12 protein-coding genes and 1 pseudogene are annotated in these 17,641 nt (G+C 66.4%); all 13 read right to left on the reverse strand.

Annotated elements, in window-relative coordinates; all coding sequences use genetic code 11:
• Positions 1-9: 9 nt before the first annotated feature.
• On the reverse strand, positions 10-1,683 hold the full coding sequence (gene recN / locus ABIA45_RS17755) for a DNA repair protein RecN (protein WP_271542663.1): 1,674 nt from the start codon (positions 1,681-1,683) through the stop codon (positions 10-12).
• A 13-nt stretch (positions 1,684-1,696) separates the two neighbouring features.
• Positions 1,697-2,587, reverse strand: a complete 891-nt coding sequence (locus tag ABIA45_RS17760) for an outer membrane protein assembly factor BamD (RefSeq protein WP_157286926.1) — start codon at positions 2,585-2,587, stop codon at positions 1,697-1,699.
• A 242-nt stretch (positions 2,588-2,829) separates the two neighbouring features.
• A complete protein-coding gene (gene lpxC, locus ABIA45_RS17765; protein ID WP_271542665.1) occupies positions 2,830-3,792 on the reverse strand; it encodes a UDP-3-O-acyl-N-acetylglucosamine deacetylase in 963 nt (320 codons plus the stop codon).
• 364 nt (positions 3,793-4,156) lie between these two features.
• Entirely contained in the window at positions 4,157-5,941 is a 1,785-nt protein-coding gene (ftsZ, locus tag ABIA45_RS17770; RefSeq protein WP_271542667.1) for a cell division protein FtsZ, read from the reverse strand.
• Positions 5,942-6,028: 87 nt separating this feature from the next.
• Positions 6,029-7,351: a cell division protein FtsA gene (gene ftsA / locus ABIA45_RS17775; RefSeq protein ID WP_036003557.1), complete on the reverse strand. Its 1,323-nt coding sequence runs from the start codon at positions 7,349-7,351 to the stop codon at positions 6,029-6,031.
• Positions 7,348-8,364, reverse strand: a complete 1,017-nt coding sequence (locus ABIA45_RS17780) for a cell division protein FtsQ/DivIB (RefSeq protein WP_404653007.1) — start codon at positions 8,362-8,364, stop codon at positions 7,348-7,350. Before ABIA45_RS17780 ends, ftsA begins: the two co-directional genes overlap by 4 nt.
• Before the next feature lie 350 nt (positions 8,365-8,714).
• Positions 8,715-9,701: a D-alanine--D-alanine ligase gene (locus ABIA45_RS17785; protein WP_271542672.1), complete on the reverse strand. Its 987-nt coding sequence runs from the start codon at positions 9,699-9,701 to the stop codon at positions 8,715-8,717.
• 133 nt (positions 9,702-9,834) lie between these two features.
• Positions 9,835-10,752 (reverse strand): UDP-N-acetylmuramate dehydrogenase, encoded by a 918-nt coding sequence (gene murB / locus ABIA45_RS17790; RefSeq protein ID WP_404543086.1) that lies wholly within the window; start codon positions 10,750-10,752, stop codon positions 9,835-9,837.
• A 5-nt stretch (positions 10,753-10,757) separates the two neighbouring features.
• Complete coding sequence (gene murC, locus ABIA45_RS17795) at positions 10,758-12,161, reverse strand: UDP-N-acetylmuramate--L-alanine ligase (RefSeq protein ID WP_271542675.1); 1,404 nt, start codon at positions 12,159-12,161, stop codon at positions 10,758-10,760.
• Positions 12,162-12,310: 149 nt separating this feature from the next.
• The gene (gene murG, locus ABIA45_RS17800; RefSeq protein WP_404543088.1) at positions 12,311-13,411 is read right to left on the reverse strand and encodes an undecaprenyldiphospho-muramoylpentapeptide beta-N-acetylglucosaminyltransferase; all 1,101 of its coding nucleotides are present in this window, start codon (positions 13,409-13,411) and stop codon (positions 12,311-12,313) included.
• 231 nt (positions 13,412-13,642) lie between these two features.
• Positions 13,643-14,794, reverse strand: coding sequence for a putative lipid II flippase FtsW (gene ftsW, locus ABIA45_RS17805; RefSeq protein ID WP_271542677.1), 1,152 nt, complete (start codon positions 14,792-14,794; stop codon positions 13,643-13,645).
• A 217-nt stretch (positions 14,795-15,011) separates the two neighbouring features.
• Positions 15,012-16,410: pseudogene (murD, locus tag ABIA45_RS17810) on the reverse strand (UDP-N-acetylmuramoyl-L-alanine--D-glutamate ligase).
• Between the two features lie 7 nt (positions 16,411-16,417).
• Entirely contained in the window at positions 16,418-17,521 is a 1,104-nt protein-coding gene (gene mraY, locus ABIA45_RS17815) for a phospho-N-acetylmuramoyl-pentapeptide-transferase (protein WP_157286936.1), read from the reverse strand.
• Positions 17,522-17,641 lie beyond the last annotated feature (120 nt).

Genomic DNA, 17,641 nt, shown 5'->3' on the forward strand with positions numbered 1-17,641 from the left:
ACACGAACCTCAAGCCGTCGCTGCCTTCAGCAGCCTCTCCGCCGCCGCCCTCGCCTCGGCCGTGATCTCGGCACCGGCGAGCATGCGGGCGATTTCCTCACGGCGGTGGTCGGCGGCGAGCGCATTGACGCGGGTGGCGACGCGCTTGCCCTTGTCGAGGGCGTCCTTGGAGATCAGCAGGTGCTGGTCGGCACGGGCGGCGACCTGCGGGGCGTGGGTCACGGCCATGACCTGGACCTTGCCGGCAAGCCGCGCCAGGCGCCCGCCGATGGCGTCCGCAACCGCACCGCCGACGCCGGTGTCGATCTCGTCGAAGACGAGCGTCGGCGCCGAGCCGCGGTCGGACAGCACGACCTTGAGCGCGAGCAGGAAGCGCGACAGCTCGCCGCCGGAGGCGACCTTCATCAACGGCCCCGGTCTGGTGCCCGGATTGGTCTGCACCCAGAACTCGACGCGATCGAAACCTTGCGGCCCGGGCGCGGCCTCGTCGGTCTCGACCTGGGTCATGAACCTGGCGCGCTCGAGCTTGAGAGGGGCGAGTTCGGCATTGACCGCCTTGTTGAGCTTCTCGGCCGATTTCTGCCGCGCCAGCGACAGCTTCTTGGCGGCCGCCGCATAGCGGCTGTCCGCCTCGATCGCGGCCTGCTCCAGCTTCTTCAGGCGCGAGGCGCCGGCATCGATCAGCACGACGTCAGCGGCATATTTGGCGGCCAACGCGGCGAGGCCGTCAACCGGGGTCGAATATTTGCGAGACGCCGCACGCAAAGCAAAAAGCCGTTCCTCGATGCGTTCGAGCTCGGCCGGATCGAAATCGGTTGCGGCCAGCGCCGCCTGGAGGTGCTGATCGGCCTCCTCCAGCGCGTTGATCGCGGCGTCGATCGCCTTCACCGCCGGCTCGACCAGCGCCGGCGAGTTGACGCCGCGCCGCTCCAGCCGGCGCACCGCCGCCGAGAGCGCGGCAACCGGCGAATGATTGCCGCCGACCGCTTCCTGCGCCTCGCGCAGGTCGGAGGCGATCTTCTCGCCTTGCATCATGGTGGTGCGGCGGGAGGCCAGCGCGGTTTCCTCGCCGTCCTTGGGCGCGAGCTGCTTCAGCTCGTCCGAGGCGTGGCGCAGATAATCGGCCTCGCGCGCAGCGCGCTCCATGGCGGCGCGATGCTCCTCCAGCGCGGTGTTGGCGGTGCGGCGCGCGTCCCAGAGCGCTTCGACGGCCGCGACGTCCTTCTCGAGGCCGGCAAAAGCGTCGAGCAGGCGGCGGTGGGTTGCGGCATCGACCAGCGCGCGCTCGTCGTGCTGGCCGTGGATCTCGACCAGGGCGGTGCCGACCGCCTTCAGCGTCTGCACGCTGATCGATTGGTCGTTGATGAAGGCTCGGGTGCGGCCGTCGGCGAGCTGCACGCGCCGGAGAATCATCTCACCGGTATCGTCCAGACCGTTCTCGGCCAGGATCTTCGCGGCAGGGTGATTCTTCGGGACATCGAACACGGCCGTGACCTGCCCCTGCTCCGCGCCGTGACGCACGAGGCCGGCGTCGCCGCGGCCGCCGAGCGCCAGCGCAAAGGCATCGAGCAGGATGGATTTGCCCGCACCGGTCTCGCCGGTCAAAACCGCGAGGCCGGAGGCGAATTCGATATCGAGCCGTTCGATCAGGACGATGTCACGGATCGACAGACGCGCCAGCATGGAACCAAATTTCCTAGCCGAGACCCATCTTCTTGAAGGTCCGGCTGATCCAGGACCCCTGATTCTCGCTCGGCTCGAGACCGCCGGATTTTACAAGATTATAGGCGTCCTTGTACCAGCGGCTGTCAGGAAAATTGTGCCCAAGCACGGCCGCCGCGGTCTGCGCTTCGCCGACGATGCCGATCGTCATGTAGGCCTCGGTCAGCCGGAACAGCGCCTCCTCGACATGGCGGGTGGTCTGGTACTGCGTGACGACGGTCTTGTACCGATTGATCGCAGCCGTGTAGTCGCGCTTCTGGGCGTAGTAGCGGCCGACACTCATTTCCTTGCCGGCGAGCTGGTCGCGCGCGCCCTCGATCTTGGCCTTGGCCGAGGTCGCATATTCCGAGTTCGGATATTTGCGCACCACCTCTTCCAGCGCGGCGATCGCCTTTTCGGTGCGGGTCTGGTCGCGGCTGATGTCCGGGATCTGGTCGTAATGGGAGGCGGCGATCAGATATTGCGCATAGGCCGCATCCGGGCTGCCGGGATGAAGCGTGACGTAGCGGGTGGCAGCACCGATGCAGCCGTCATAATCGCCGCCCTGATAGGACGCATAGGCCGACATCAGCAGCGATTTGCGGGCCCAGTCGGAATAAGGATGCTGGCGGTCGACCTCTTCGAACTTCTTGTTCGCCGCCTTCATGTCCTTCTTCTCGTTCATGAGGTACAGGCCCTCATTGTAGATCTTGTCGGCGGGCTCCTCGACGAAGGTGTCGTCCTTGGCGGTGAACTTGTCCCAGAGTGCGCCCGTGCCGCATCCGGCGAGCGGCAACGCAAGAACGATGAAGGTGACGGCCTGAATCAGCCCGCGGGCTCGCGACGAGACCGAGAAATATCCGCGCGTCATACGCTGTGCCGACATGAGTTTAAGCCCTGACGCCCTGTGATGCGGTGTCCGCCAGCCCACGAACCCCTCATGGGCGCGAAATGTAACCGTGGTGCCTGCCACGCGACCACGCCGATGTATCCGAAAACGATTGTTAACGAACCGGATAGGGAGGCATTTCGCCCGGATTAAGGCGAACCTGCCGCAATGCTAGCCGATCATGGTTACCAGGAGTTTCCCGGGGGCCGCCAACCACGTTCCGAAGGCGGCAGGCCGCGTCAGGACACATCCGGTCCGAAGGCCGCAGCGACCCGGCCGCCGACGATGCCACGGCCGACCTCGCCCACGGCACGCGTGGTGCGGCGGGCAGCCTCGCCCTCGACCACCCGCCAGGCGGTCCGGTCGGCGAGCAGCGCCGTCAGAACGGCGTGGTTGAGCTTGTGGCCGCCACGCACCGAGCGGTAGGCGCCAAGCAGCGGCAGGCCGGCCAGCGAGAGGTCGCCGATCACGTCCAGCACCTTGTGACGGGCGCATTCATCGGCGTAGCGCAAGCCCTCGGTGTTCAGCAGCCGCTCGTCGTCGAACACGACGGTGTTGTCGAAGGAGGCGCCGAGGGCATAGCCGGCGCTCCAGAGCCGCGCGACATCGCACATCAGGCCGAAGGTCCGGGCCCGGCCGACTTCACGGCGGAAACCTTCAGGATTGAGGTCGAAGGCGTAAGCCTGCTGGCCGATGACGGGATTGGTGAAATCGATCTCGACCTCGACGCGGAACCCGTTGGTGTGGGGCCTGATCTCGCCGAAGGAGTCGCCGATCTTGACCGAGATCGGCTTCAGAACCTGGATGAAACGGCGCGGCGCCGGCTGGGTGACGATGCCGGCCTGGTCGATTGCCGCGATGAAGGCGGCGGCACTGCCGTCCATGATCGGGACTTCGGGACCGTCGATCTCGATGGTGGCGTTGTCGACACCCATTCCCCGCAGTGCAGCAAGCACATGCTCGGCAGTGGACACCAGCGGACCGTTGCGGTCGCCGAGGACGGTGGCAAAGTCAGTCGCAATCACCTGCTCGGCGGTGGCCTGAACTTCGCGGTCACTTCCCTCGAGTCCGGTCCGGACAAAAATAAAACCCGCGTCGACAGGCGCAGGCCCAAGCGTGAGAGTGACGGGAAGACCGGAATGAACGCCCACGCCTGCCACAGAGGCTTGCGCACGAAGCGTTGTTTGCCGGCTAAATTTCATCAGGAACCCGCCCCACTAAGACCCACTGCGACTTATACGAGACCCGCTTGGCCGGCCAGAGCCGACGCTACCGAATCTCCGTATCCCCAAGTCACGGCAAACCATAGTTGCAGCCTCAAACAGCGCCAACTCACGCTTTTTTACCGATTGTTACCCCAAACCTGCCGTATTCGCGCCAAGGCTTAACCAAATTGCGCCGGGTTTCGGGACCGCTATCGGCAGTTTTACTGAACCACCGACGCCGTAATTAATGATTTAAAATCAGTTGTTTGGCCGCGCAATCCGGACATGCCCGGGACAAAAGGAAAGGTCCCGGCGAGCTCCTCGCCAGGACCTTTTTTCGTCTGCCTTATTGTAACAATCCTCAGGTCGCCTGCCGCCGCAGGAAGGCCGGGATATCAAGATGGTCGTCGCCCTGTGGCGCCGGCGCAACAGGCGCGGGGCGGCCATGGACGTCCAGACCCTGCGGCGCGGGACGGCGGGCATACTCCGATACCGGCTCGTTGGACGCGATCTGCTGTGCCACGGTCTTCTGCGGCCGCCGCTCGGGCAGCGGCGGCATGGCGGGACCGGCAGTGCGGGCCGCGACCGGCGGCTCGCTTTCCTCGTCGCGACGGCCGAGGCCGACATTGGCGAGGCGCTGCAGCAGCGACAGGCGGGTCTTCTGCGGGGTCTCCTCCTCCGCCTCGCCGCGGGCCTGCCGAATCTCGGCCTGCGCCGGCATCGGCAGCTCCTCGATTCGCGGCATGCGCGGCGCGCGGGCCGGACGCTCGGCCTGCGGCGGGATGAAGGTATCCGGCGTCATCGGCTCCTGCACCGCGACCGGGGCCATGTCGGCCTCCGGGAATAGGGTCGGCTTCTGCGCGATCGGGCGCACGGTGACGTCGCCATAGGTCTGCGGCGCCTGCGGCTGCGGCACCTCGGAAACGGCAGCGGCGATCGCGGCGAGCGCAGCACGCTCGACGTTCGGACGGGGCGCGGCGGCAATCGGAGCCGGCGCGGCGGCCGGGGTCTGGGCTTCCAGTTTCTGGGCGCGCTCGGCCAGGCGCTGGTTGTCGGCACGCAGCCGGGCGGTCAGGTCGGCCAGACGGCTCTCGGCGGCGGCCGGGGCGGCAGCCTGCTGCATCTGTGGTGCCGGGTTGGCGACGGGCGCAGAGGTGGCCTGGCTGTTGCGGGCGATCGCGGCCTGCTCGATGCCGGTGGCGACCACCGAGACGCGGATCAGACCGTCGAGCGCTTCGTCGAAAGTGGCGCCGACGATGATATTGGCGTCCTGGTCGACTTCCTCGCGGATGCGGGTCGCGGCCTCGTCGACCTCGAACAAAGTGAGGTCCTTGCCGCCGGTGATGGAGATGAGGAGGCCCTTGGCGCCCTTCATCGACGAGTCGTCGATCAGCGGGTTGGCGATCGCGGCTTCCGCGGCGGTCAGCGCGCGCTTGTCGCCGGAGGCTTCGCCGGTGCCCATCATCGCCTTGCCCATCTCGCGCATGACGGCGCGGACGTCGGCGAAGTCGAGGTTGATCAGGCCTTCCTTGACCATCAGGTCGGTGATGCAGGCAACGCCCGAATAGAGCACCTGGTCGGCCATCGCGAAGGCGTCGGCGAAGGTGGTCTTCTCGTTGGCGACCCGGAACAGGTTCTGGTTCGGGATGATCAGGAGCGTATCCACGACCTTGTGCAGCTCGGAGATGCCGGCTTCGGCCGTGCGCATGCGGCGCTGGCCCTCGAAGTGGAACGGCTTGGTCACCACACCGACGGTGAGGATGCCCATGTCGCGCGCGGTCTTGGCGATGACGGGAGCTGCACCCGTGCCGGTGCCGCCGCCCATGCCGGCGGTGACGAACACCATGTTGGCGCCCGAGAGATGGTCGCGCAGCTCGTCGATCACCTCTTCCGCGGCCGCGGCGCCGACGTTCGGCTGCGAGCCGGCGCCGAGGCCTTGCGTGACGGCCGTGCCCATCTGCACGATGCGCTGCGCCTTCGACATCGTCAGCGCCTGCGCGTCGGTGTTGGCGACCACGAAGTCGACGCCCTGCAGGCCCGCCGTGATCATGTTGTTGACGGCGTTGCCGCCGGCGCCGCCGACGCCGAACACGGTGATCCGGGGCTTCAGTTCGTGAATATCAGGAACATTGATGCTGATGGTCATGGTTGCCTCTCGATCACGCGCGCGTGGGTTCGCCCCGGCCGGTGGCCGCGGGAGTTGGTGAAAATCGAAGATTGCGGAAAGCGGTCATCAGAAGCCCTCGCGTAGCCATCGTCCGACCTTTCCGAAATATCCGCCGGTCCCTGTCTTGATCTGCTGCCGCGTATGCCGCGGTTCGACATGTTCGAGGTGAACATATTGCGGGTAGACCAGAAGTCCGGCCGGCACCGCGAACGCGGCGTTCTTCGCCTCGTTGGGCAGCCGGCCGAAACCGAGCGGACGACCGACCCGCACGGGCCGGCCGAGAATCCGGGTGCCGAGATCGACGAGGCCGGTCAGCTGCGAGGCCCCGCCCGAGAGCACGACACGGCCGTTCGGCTCTGCGGCGAAGGGCGAATCCTTCAGCTTGTCCCGAACCATTTCGAAGACTTCCTCGGCACGGTGCTTGACGATGTTCGCGATGGTGGCGCGGGAGACGATCTGCGGCAGATCCTGCTCGTCACCGGCTGTCGGCACAGACATCAGCTCACGCGAGTCCGATCCGCCGGTGATGACGGTGCCGTATAAGGTCTTGATTCGCTCGGCATCGGCAATGGTCGCCGAGAGTCCGCGCGCAAGATCCATCGTGATGTGTTGCCCGCCGACCGCAAAACCCGCCGCGTGCACGAAGCGGCCGCCCGAATAAACGGCAATCGTGGTGGTGCCGGCGCCCATCTCGACGACAGCGGCGCCGAGATCGGCCTCGTCGTCGGTCAGCACCGACAATCCGGCCACATAGGGGCTGGCTGCCATGGCTTCGACATTGATGTGGCAGCGCTCCACCGCCAGCATCAGGTTCCGCGCCACGGTGGCGTCGCAGGTGACGACGTTCATGTCGACGCCGAACTGGTGCGCGACCATGCCGCGGGGATCGCGGATGCCTTTGACACCGTCGAGCGTGTAGCCGACCGGCAGGGCGTGCAGCACGGTGCGGCCTTCGCCGGTGGCGTGGCGCATGCCGGTGGAGGTGACGCGGCTGACATCGGCCGGCGTCACGGCGCCGCCACGAATGTCGGCGGCAGCCTCGACCAGCTGGCCGGCGAGCCGGCCGCCGGAGACCGACAACAGCACGGACTCGACCCGCACCTTGGCCATCTTCTCCGCAAGCCCGACGGCCTGGCGCACCGCCTGCTCGCATTCGCCGAGATCGATCACCGCGCCGGCCTTCATGCCGCGCGCCTGGATCTGGCTGTAGCCGATCAATTCCACCGCATGGGTGCGGCCGCGCAGCGCATCGCTCGGCGGCGACGGCTTCAGCCGCGCGATCATGCAGGCGATCTTGCTGGTGCCGATGTCGAGGCAGGCGACGATGCCGCCGCGCTTGTGCGGCATCGGGCGCGTCTTCGGCGTCTGGGTGCGATCGAGACCGGTCATGCGGAATCCCCGGCCTTCTTTTTCTTCTTGTCCTTGAACAGCTCCTCGCGCGCCTTGGCGGCGTCCTCGGAGAGCTGCACCACCAGCCGGTCCGGCAGGCGCATGTCGACGGCGACGATGTCGCGCGAAAAGAGCCTGTCCTCCTTGTCGAGCTTCGACAGCATCGCAAGCGCGTTGCCGACGTCCTGCTCGGGCAGGCGGATGTCGAGACCGTCCTTGAGCCGCAGGTTCCAGCGCCGCTCGCCGACGTAGATCGCGGCCTTGGTGACCGAATGGACCTGCGGATAGCGCGCCAGCAGCGCCAGGAAATCGCGCGCCTGGGTTTCGGCGCCCTTGCCGACTACGAGCGGCAGCGACAGGAAGCGGCGCGAGACATAGGGCTCGAGCACGGCGCCGTCGTCGGCGATGACGGAGAGCCGGCCGGCCTCCTGCCACAGCGCGAACGCCTTGCGCTCGGTGAGCTCGATCATGAGCTGGCCCGGATAAAGCTTCAGCACGGTCGCATCAGCGATCCAGGGATTGGCCTTGAGCTTGTCGCGCACCGCCTCGGCATCGAGGAACAGCAGCGAGGAGCGGCCGCTGACGCCGCCGATCGCGAGGATCTCGTCCTGGGTCAGCTGCTTGCGGCCGTTGATGACGACGGAGGTGATCCGGAAGCCGGCGGAATTGGCCAGCGCATTGCGGGCATCGCTGACCGCGGTGACGAAATCCTGGAGGTGGCCGCCCTTGACGATGCCGAAGCCGCAGCTGCCGATCAACAGCAGCACGGTCATGGTCAGGCCGACCCGGCGCGGCAGATAGCGCTCGACCAGCGCGACCAGGCGCGGCGGTGGCTCGCGCTCGATGACGGCCTTGGCCTTGGCTTTGTCCCTGGCGGCAGCGCGCGCCGCTTCGTGCTTGTCCTGCATCCACTCGCGCAGAAGCACGACCGCTCCGATAGCGGCCGCCTTCAGGTCAGCTTGGGGCCTCAGCGATCTTGAAAGCGATCGGGTGAGGCGTCCTGCACCATCCATTGCACGAGCTCGTCAACAGTTTGCCCGCGACATCGCGCGGATCCTGGCGAACATGACGTCTCGGACCTGCCGGGCCGGGTGCTGGTCTTCAGCAGAAGAAAACCTCTCCCCTTCAAAGCGTTCGCTGGGGGTGACATCACCCGCGACAGCTCACGCGCCGGCAGCCAAAGCGCCATATGCGCCGCCAGCGTTAACCTTCGGACGTCCTGGTAAACAAAAGGTAAAGTTCGTTAACGACTCGCGCATTTTGCCTCGCGATGTCTGGCATTTGCGCCGCGATGTCCGGCATTTTACCGGTTTTGGCCACCAAACCGCCCCGTTTCGCCGGTCTGGCCGTTAACCAGTCCTGACTATTTCCGCACGCGCTGGCAGGCGAGCTCGACCAGGCCGCGCAGGAAGTCGACGAACTCGATGCCTTCGGCTTTCAGCGCCTTGGGGTAGAGCGAGGACTTGGTCAGCCCGGGCAGCGTGTTGGTTTCGAGATAGACGAGGCCCTTGTCCGAAACGATGAAGTCAGAGCGGGAATAGCCGGTGCAGGACATTGCGCGGTGGGCCAGCATCGCCTGCTCCTTAAGCGCGGCGGTGATCTCGGGTGCGAAGCGGCCGGGGCAGATCTCCTGGGTCGACTTCAAAAGATACTTCGCCGCGTAGTCGAAATTGCCCTCGCCCGGAATGATCTCGATCGGCGGCAGCGAGATGATCGAGCCGTCGGTGCGCTCCAGCACGCCGCAGGTCGCCTCCACGCCGGCGATGTAGGGCTCGATGACGTACTCTTCATGCTTCGCTGCGTTGCGGACAGCGACGAGATCCTGCTTGGCGTTGACGAAGATCAGGCCGTAGCTCGATCCGTCGCGCGCGGGCTTTGCGATCAGCCTTCCATACTCGGCGAAAGCCTCGTCGATATCATCGAGCGCAAGATTTTCCGGCGGCGTCACGCCGCCGAGCGCGGCGAAGTGCTTGGCTGCGATCTTGTCGAAGGCCAGATGCGACGACGCCGAGCCCGAGCCGGTGAAGGGCACGCCGCGCGCCTCGCACATCACCTGCAATTCGCCGTTCTCGGCACGCCCGCCGTGCAGGCCGAGCACCAGCACGCGATCCTCAGCCTTGGCCCGGTCGAGCGCCTGCGCGAGCGGGACGCCGCGCGTGCCCGGCTTGAATTCGTCCTCGAACGGGCGGGCATGCTCGAGCAGCTGCTTCGACTGCACGACGTGCACCTTGTCCTCGACGTCCCACCACCAGAGGTCAGCCTCGGGCAGCGCCTGATGCAGCGCCTGGGCTGTGGCAACCGAGACGAGACGCTCGCGGTTGGAGCCGCCGAAGAGGATGGTGATGCGCATGTTTTTTGGTCCGTTACCTATCTGCATCGTCATTCCGGGGCGCGCTGAAAGCGCGAGCCCGGAATCCATAACCACCAGTCGGGGTTATGGATTTCCGGGCCTGCGCCTGCGGCGCATCCCGGAATGACGGTGATCATGAAACCCCGATCCGCTTGATTTCCCAGTGTAGCTCAATTCCGGAATTCGCCTTCACCCGTTCGCGCACGGTCTCGCCGAGCGTCTCGATGTCGTGCGCGGTGGCATCGCCCGTGTTGATCAGGAAGTTGCAGTGCATCTCCGAAACCTGTGCGCCGCCGACGCGCAGGCCGCGGCAGCCGGCGGCGTCAATCAGCTTCCAGGCGGAATGGCCGGGCGGATTCTTGAAGGTCGAGCCGCCGGTTTTCTCGCGGATCGGCTGCGCGGTCTCGCGATGGCTCTGCACCTCCGCCATGCGCGCGCGGATCGCCTCCGCGTCCCTGATCTCGCCGCGAAAGCGCGCGGAGGTGAAGATGATGGAGGGATCGACGCCGCTGCTGCGGTAGACGAACTTCATCTCGGCCTTGGAGAAGACGTGCTTGGTGCCGTCGCGCCCGACACCCCTCGCCTCGATCAGCACGTCCTTGGTCTCGCCGCCATTGGCGCCGGCATTCATGCGCAGCGCGCCGCCGATCGTGCCGGGAATGCCGAAGTAGAATTCGAGCCCGCCGATATTGGCGGCGGCGGCGACTTCGGCCACCCGCTTGTCCAGCGCGGCGGCGCCCGCTGTGACGATGTCGCCGCTCGCGCTCGCCTCGCCGAAAGCGCGCGGCGCAAGGCGGATCACGACGCCGGCAATGCCGCCGTCGCGCACGATCAGGTTGGAGCCGACCCCGATGACGTAGACGGGAATGTCGGAGGCGAGATGCGCCAGGAAGTAAGCGAGATCGGCCTCGTCCGCTGGCGTGAACAGCACCTGCGCTGGACCGCCGACGCGAAACCAGGTGAGTTCGGCGAGCGACTGGTTGGCGAGCAGCCGGCCGCGCAGATCCGGCATCGCGGCTTTGAGAGCGGGCGTGATGTCGGGGAAACCCACCGTCCTTACCCCAACGCCTTCAACTGGTCCGGCAGCGCATACGCCCATTGCGTGATGTTGCCGGCGCCGAGACACACAACGAGATCGCCGCTCTTGGCGATGCCATGGACGATTTTGGCTAGTTCGCCGGCATTGGGCAGCGGGATCACCTCGCGATGGCCGTGGGCGCGCAGGCCGGCGACGAAATGATCGCGGTCGATGCCTTCGATCGGCGCTTCGCCGGCGGCATAGACATCGGCGACGACGACCGCGTCGGCATCGTTGAAGCAGGTGCAGAACTCCTCGAACAGGGATTGCAGGCGGGTATAGCGATGCGGCTGCACCACCGCGATCACCTTGCCGGTGTAGGAATCGCGCGCGGCCTTCAGCACGGCTGCGATCTCCACGGGGTGATGGCCGTAATCATCGATCACGGTGACGCCGTTCCACTCGCCGGTCTTGGTGAAGCGGCGCTTGACGCCGCCGAAGCCGGCCAGCGCCTTGCGGATCACCTCGTCCGACACGCCGAGCTCGTGCGCGACCGCGATCGCTGCCGTCGCGTTCGAGGCATTGTGCCGGCCCGGCATCGGCAGCGCGAGATCGGCGATCTCGTGCGTGGTGCCGTTCTTGCGGTCGCGGATCACGACCTTGAACTTCGAGCCGCCGCCGCCCGCGGTGAGATCGACCAGCCGCGCATCGGCCTGCGGATTCTCGCCATAGGTGATGATGCGGCGGTCCTCGATCTTGCCGACGAGGCTCTGCACCACGGGATGATCGATGCACATCACGGCAAAGCCGTAGAACGGCAGGTTCTCGACGAAGTGACGAAACGCGTCCTGCACGGCCTCGAAGGTCTTGAAGTGATCGAGATGCTCGGGGTCGACATTGGTGACGATCGCGACATCGGTCGGCAGCTTCAGGAAGGTGCCGTCGCTCTCGTCGGCTTCCACCACCATCCAGTCCCCCGCGCCGAGACGTGCGTTCGAACCATAGGCGTTAATGATGCCGCCATTGATGACGGTCGGATCGAGGCCGCCGGCGTCGAGCAGCGTTGCGACCATCGTCGTCGTGGTGGTCTTGCCGTGCGTGCCGGCGATGGCGACGCAGCTCTTCAGCCGCATCAACTCGGCCAGCATCTCGGCGCGGCGCACCACGGGAATGCGTTTCTCGCGCGCGGCCATCAGTTCCGGGTTGTCGCGCTTGATCGCGGAGGACACGACCACGACCTCGGCGCCGTCGATGTTCTCGGCCTTGTGGCCGACCGAGACTTTCGCGCCCTTCTTGCGCAGACGGTCGAGATTGTAATTGTCGGAGGCATCCGAGCCCTGCACGGCATAGCCGAGATTGACCAGCACCTCGGCGATGCCGCTCATGCCGATCCCGCCGATCCCGACGAAGTGGATGGGTCCGATCTCGCGCGGCAGTCTCATGTGGTTTCCTTGGGGTCATCGTCCGCGAAGGCGGACGATCCAGTACTCCGCGACGCCTGAGATTCAAATCAACTGCGTCGGATACTGGATGCCCCGCTTTCGCGGGGCATGACAAGTGACTTTTTTGGCCATTCGGGCCGGAACAGGCGTCAGATTCCCGCGACCTTGACCACGAGATCCGCCAGCCGCTCGGCCGCATCGAGCCGGCCAGCGCCGCGGGCGGCTTCAGCCATCGCGGCAAGCCGCGCCGGCTCGGCGGCGAAGCCAGAAATTTCCGACGCCAGCCGGTCGGAGGTGAACTCGGTCTGCGGGATGCGGATTGCGCCGTCGACCTTGACCAGCACGCCGGCATTGGCGAACTGGTCCTGGTCGATCGAGCCGGGCAGCGGCACCAGGATGGAGGGGCGGCCGATCGCGGCGAGCTCGGCCACGGTACCCGCGCCGGAGCGCGATACCACGAGATGATTGGAGGCGAGCCGCGCCGGCAGATCCGTGAAGAACGGCGCGAGCTCGGCCTTGATCTTGAGCTTGTCGTAGACGGCGCGCACGCGGCTCATGTCCTCTTCGCGCACCTGCTGGGTGAGGACGAGACGGCTCCACAGCGCAGGCTCGAGCCTTTCGATCGCGCCCGGCACGATGTCGGCCATGATGCGCGCGCCCTGGCTGCCGCCGACGACGAGCAGACGCAGCGGACCGTTTGGCTCGGGCGCTGCATATTTCACCGCAGCGGCCGCGAGGATCGCCGGACGCATCGGCGTGCCGACGGTCGTGGTCTTGCCTGCCAGCGCCGGGTCGCGATCGAGCACACCGGGCAAGGACGTCGCGATGGCGCGCACGTGGCGCGACAGGAACCGGTTGGCGCGGCCGAGCACGGCGTTGGCGTCGTGGATGATGCCGGGCACGCCGGCGAATTTCGCCGCGACCAGCGGCGGCAGCGTCGGATAGCCGCCGAAGCCGACGACAGCGACGGGCTTCAATCGCTTGATCAGCGCATAGGCCGACAGCGTTCCGGCGGCAAGCGTGAGGCCGGCATAGGCGAGCTGGAACGGATTGCGGCCGCGCGCGGTCTCGCTTCTGACGACGTCGATCATGTCCTTGCTGAACAGCCCGCTATAGCGCAGCGCGCGCTCGTCGGTGACGAGGCGGACGCGATAGCCGCGCCGGATCAATTCGACGCCGAGCGCCTCGGCCGGAAACAGATGGCCGCCGGTGCCGCCCGCGGCGAGAAGAATCAGGGGGGACGTGTCCATAATGAGAGAGTTTTACAGGGTCTTTCTCGTCATTGCGAGCGAAGGCAACAATGAGTGTTCGTGCCCCGGGCGCAGCGCAGCGCGCTGCCCTTCGCAGCGTGGTGCGCTGCTGAACCGGGGCCCATTCCTTCTGCGATATGGCTGCGGCATCCTGGGTCCCGGCTCTGCGCGGAGCCTGTCATCGGGCCGCGCTACGCGCGGACCCGTTGGCTTGTCCGGGACACGAGAGCTTCACGCGTAACTGCGCATCGCCTCGGCGTGGCCGCTCGCCTCGACCTCGGTGCGCGGGCGCAGCCGCGTCAGCGCCAGCATCATGCCGACGCCATAGGCGAGCGAGACCATCGAGGAGCCGCCATAGGAGATGAAGGGCAGCGTCATGCCCTTGGCGGGGATGAGCTGCAGGTTCACCGACATGTTGATCGCCGCCTGCACGCCGAACAGGATCGCGAGCCCGGAGGCCGCAAAGCGCGCGAACATGTCCTCGTTGGCATAGGCGCGCGACAGCGTGCGGATCACGACGAAGGCGAACAGCGCAAGCATCGCAAGGCACAGGATGATGCCGAACTCTTCGCCAGCGACCGCAAACACGAAGTCGGTGTGGCTGTCCGGCAGGCTGCGCTTGGCGATGCCCTCGCCCGGTCCGAGCCCGAACCAGCCGCCGTTGTAGAACGCCTCCATGGCGGTATCGACCTGAAAGGTGTCGCCGGAGGCCGGGTTCATGAAGCGCCTGATACGTCCTGCGACGTGCGGGACGAACAGATAGGCGCTGAACAGGCCGGCCGCGCCGAGCCCTGCGAGGCCGAACACCCAGATCATCCGCATGCCCGCGATGAAGAACAGCGAGCCCCACACCATCAGCACCAGCATGGTCTGGCCGAAATCCGGCTCCATCACCAATAGCGCGACCAGCATCAGGAGCAGCACCACTGCCATCGAGGTCGCCGGCATCTCCGGGCGCCTGGTCGATTCCGCGAACAGCCAGGCAGCGATCACGACAAAGGACGGCTTTGCGATCTCGGAGGCCTGGATGTTGACGCCCAGCAGCGTGATCCAGCGGCGCGAGCCCTTCACCTCCGGGCCGAAGGCGAGCGTGAGCACGATCAGGACGATGCTCGCCGCGAAGATGATCAGCGCCGAGCGGCGGATCGCGCGCGGTGACAGGAAGGACACCCCGAGCAGCACGATGCAGGAGGGCACCAGGAACAGCACGTGGCGGCTGAAGAAATGGAAGGCATCGAGCCCGATGCGGGTTGCAACCGGCGGGCTCGCCGCCAGCGACAGGATCACCCCGGTCAGCATCAGCCCCAGGATGGCGCCCATCAGCGGCTTGTCGACGGTCCACCACCACTCGGAAAAGGGGGTGCGTTCTTCACGGGAGAGCATGGGCGGCCGCTTTCGGACAGAGGTCCGTCCATTGGTCGCCGAGGTTGGTTACCGGGGGGTTAAGGAAAACGTTCAAGTTTTGGAGACTCTCGTGCCCCGGACGCAGCGCAGCGCTCTTGCGGTGCGCTGCAGAGCCGGGGCCCAACTCTCAACAGTATACCGTGTCGCCTTCTGGGTCCCGGCTCGCGCTCCGCGCGTCCGGGACACGAGAGCGCCCTCACACCACCGGCTTCACGCCCGGCAGGGCTTGCACCAGTTCGCGGAACTTGGCGCCGCGGATCTCGAAATTGCGGTACTGGTCGAACGATGCGCAGGCCGGGGACAGGAGGACGACGGCGTCTGTGAGGCTAGAGGCTTCCGCATCGCGCGAGGCGTGCTCGACGGCGACGTCGAGGGTCTGGCTGATCTCGTGCGGGACCGTTCCGAGCGTGCCCGAAAACTCCTGCGCGGCTTCGCCGATCAGATACGCTTTGCGGATGCGCGGGAAGAAACCGGTGAGGCCAGTGATGCCGCCGGCCTTCGGCTTGCCGCCGGCGATCCAGAAGATCTCCGAAAACGACGACAGCGCATGCGCCGTGGCGTCGGCGTTGGTGCCCTTGGAATCGTTGACGAACAACACGTTGCCGCGGCGCCCGACCTGCTCCATGCGATGCGCCAGGCCCGGAAAGCTGCGCAGGCCGTTCTGCAGCACGTCCTGGCTGATGCCCATCGCGAGCGCGGCAGCAGCCGCGCAGGCCGCGTTTTGCGCGTTGTGCTGGCCGCGCAGCGAGCCGATGCCACCGAGCGCGGCGACCTCGCTGCGGGCGCCGCCCGCGGCGCGCACGATGGTGCCGTGCTCGACGTAAATGCCCGACGCGAGCGGGTTCTTGACCGAGATGCGCACCACGTTCTTGCCGGCGCGGTCGAGCCGGTCGGCGATGTCGCGGCAAAAGCCGTCATCGACACCGACAATCGAGGTGCCGCCGACCTGCACGCCGGCAACGAGGCGCTCCTTCACCGCGGCGTAGTGCTCGATCGTACCGTGGCGGTCGATGTGGTCCTCGCTGACATTGAGCAGGATGCCGACGGAGGGATCGAGCGAGGGCGTCAGGTCGATCTGGTAGGACGACATCTCGATGACGTGGACGCGGCCCGTGCGCGGCGGCTCCAGCGACAGGATCGCGGTGCCGATGTTGCCGCCCATCTGGGTGTCGTAGCCGGCGACTTTCGTGAGATGCGCGATCAGCGCCGTCGTGGTCGACTTGCCGTTGGTGCCGGTGATGGCGACGAACGGGGCGTCCGGCGCGTGGCGGCGCCGCTCCCGACAGAACAGCTCGATGTCGCCGATTGCCTCGACGCCAGCTTCGCGCGCCTTCAACACGCTCCAGTGCGGCACCGGATGCGTCAGCGGCACGCCGGGCGCGAGCACCAACGCGGCGAACTTCGCCCAGGAGACGTTGCGCAAGTCCGCGGTGATGAAGCCCGCCTGCGCGGCCTTGGCGACGTTCTCGGCATTGTCGTCGGGCGGCGATCACGTCGGCGCCGCCGGCCTTCAACGCATGGCAGGAGGCGAGCCCCGAACCGCCGAGGCCGAACACCGCGACGGTCTTGCCGGCGAAGGACGTGACGGGAATCATCGATCGGTCACCGCAGCTTCAGCGTCGAGAGGCCGGCGAGCGCCAGCATCACCGAGATGATCCAGAATCGGATCACGATCTGCGGCTCGGTCCAGCCCTTCTGCTCGAAGTGATGGTGGATCGGCGCCATCCGGAACACGCGCTTGCCGGTGAGCTTAAAGGACACGACCTGAACGATGACCGAAACCGCCTCGAGCACGAACAATCCGCCGATCACGGCGAGCACGATCTCGTGCTTCACCGCGACGGCGATCGCGCCGAGCATGCCGCCGAGCGCGAGCGAGCCGGTGTCGCCCATGAAGATCGAGGCCGGCGGCGCGTTGAACCAGAGGAAGCCGAGACCGGCGCCGAGCAGCGCACCGCAGAGCACCGCGAGCTCGCCGGTGCCTGCGACATATTTGATCTGGAGGTAGTCGGCGAACACCAAGTTGCCGGTGAGATAGGCGATCATCGCGAAGCTCGCGGTGGCGATCATCACCGGCACGATGGCGAGGCCGTCGAGCCCGTCGGTGAGGTTCACCGCATTGCCGGCACCGACGATCACGAACGCGCCGAAGACGACGAAGAACCAGCCGAAATGCAGCACGGTATCCTTCAAGAAGGGAATCGTCAGCGCGGTCGAGGCGGGATCGCGGTTGAGCCGCACCAGCGCATAGCAGGCGACCAGCGCGATCACGGCTTCGATCAAGAGGCGCAGCTTGCCGCCGAACCCGGTCGTGGTTTGCTTGGTCACCTTGAGGTAATCGTCATAGAAGCCGACGAAGCCGAAGCCGAGCGTCACCGCGAGCACGATCCAGACATAGGGGTTGAGCGGATTCGCCCACAGCACGGTGCCGACCGTGAGCCCGGACAGGATCATCAGCCCGCCCATGGTGGGCGTGCCCTTCTTGGAAAGATGCGATTGCGGACCGTCGGTGCGGATCGGCTGGCCCTTGCCCTGACGGATGCGCAAGTGATCGATGATCCAGGGGCCGAACAGGAACACGAACAGCGCGCCGGTCACGATGGCGCCACCGGTGCGGAAGGTGATGTAGCGGAAGACGTTCAGGAAGGTGCGAAAGGCACCGAAGCCCGGAAATGTGTTGGAAAGCTCGATCAGCCAGTAAAACATTCAGACGGTCCTATGGCGCCTTTGCACGTCCAGGTGCTTCACGCGCATTCGCTGGTCTTCGTCATGGGCCGCGCGTTCGGGAAACGGACGGCTTTCGCCGCAAGGGGTGGGATTCGGGAA

The organism is Bradyrhizobium sp. USDA 336 (assembly GCF_044908355.1).
Classification (GTDB): domain Bacteria; phylum Pseudomonadota; class Alphaproteobacteria; order Rhizobiales; family Xanthobacteraceae; genus Bradyrhizobium; species Bradyrhizobium yuanmingense.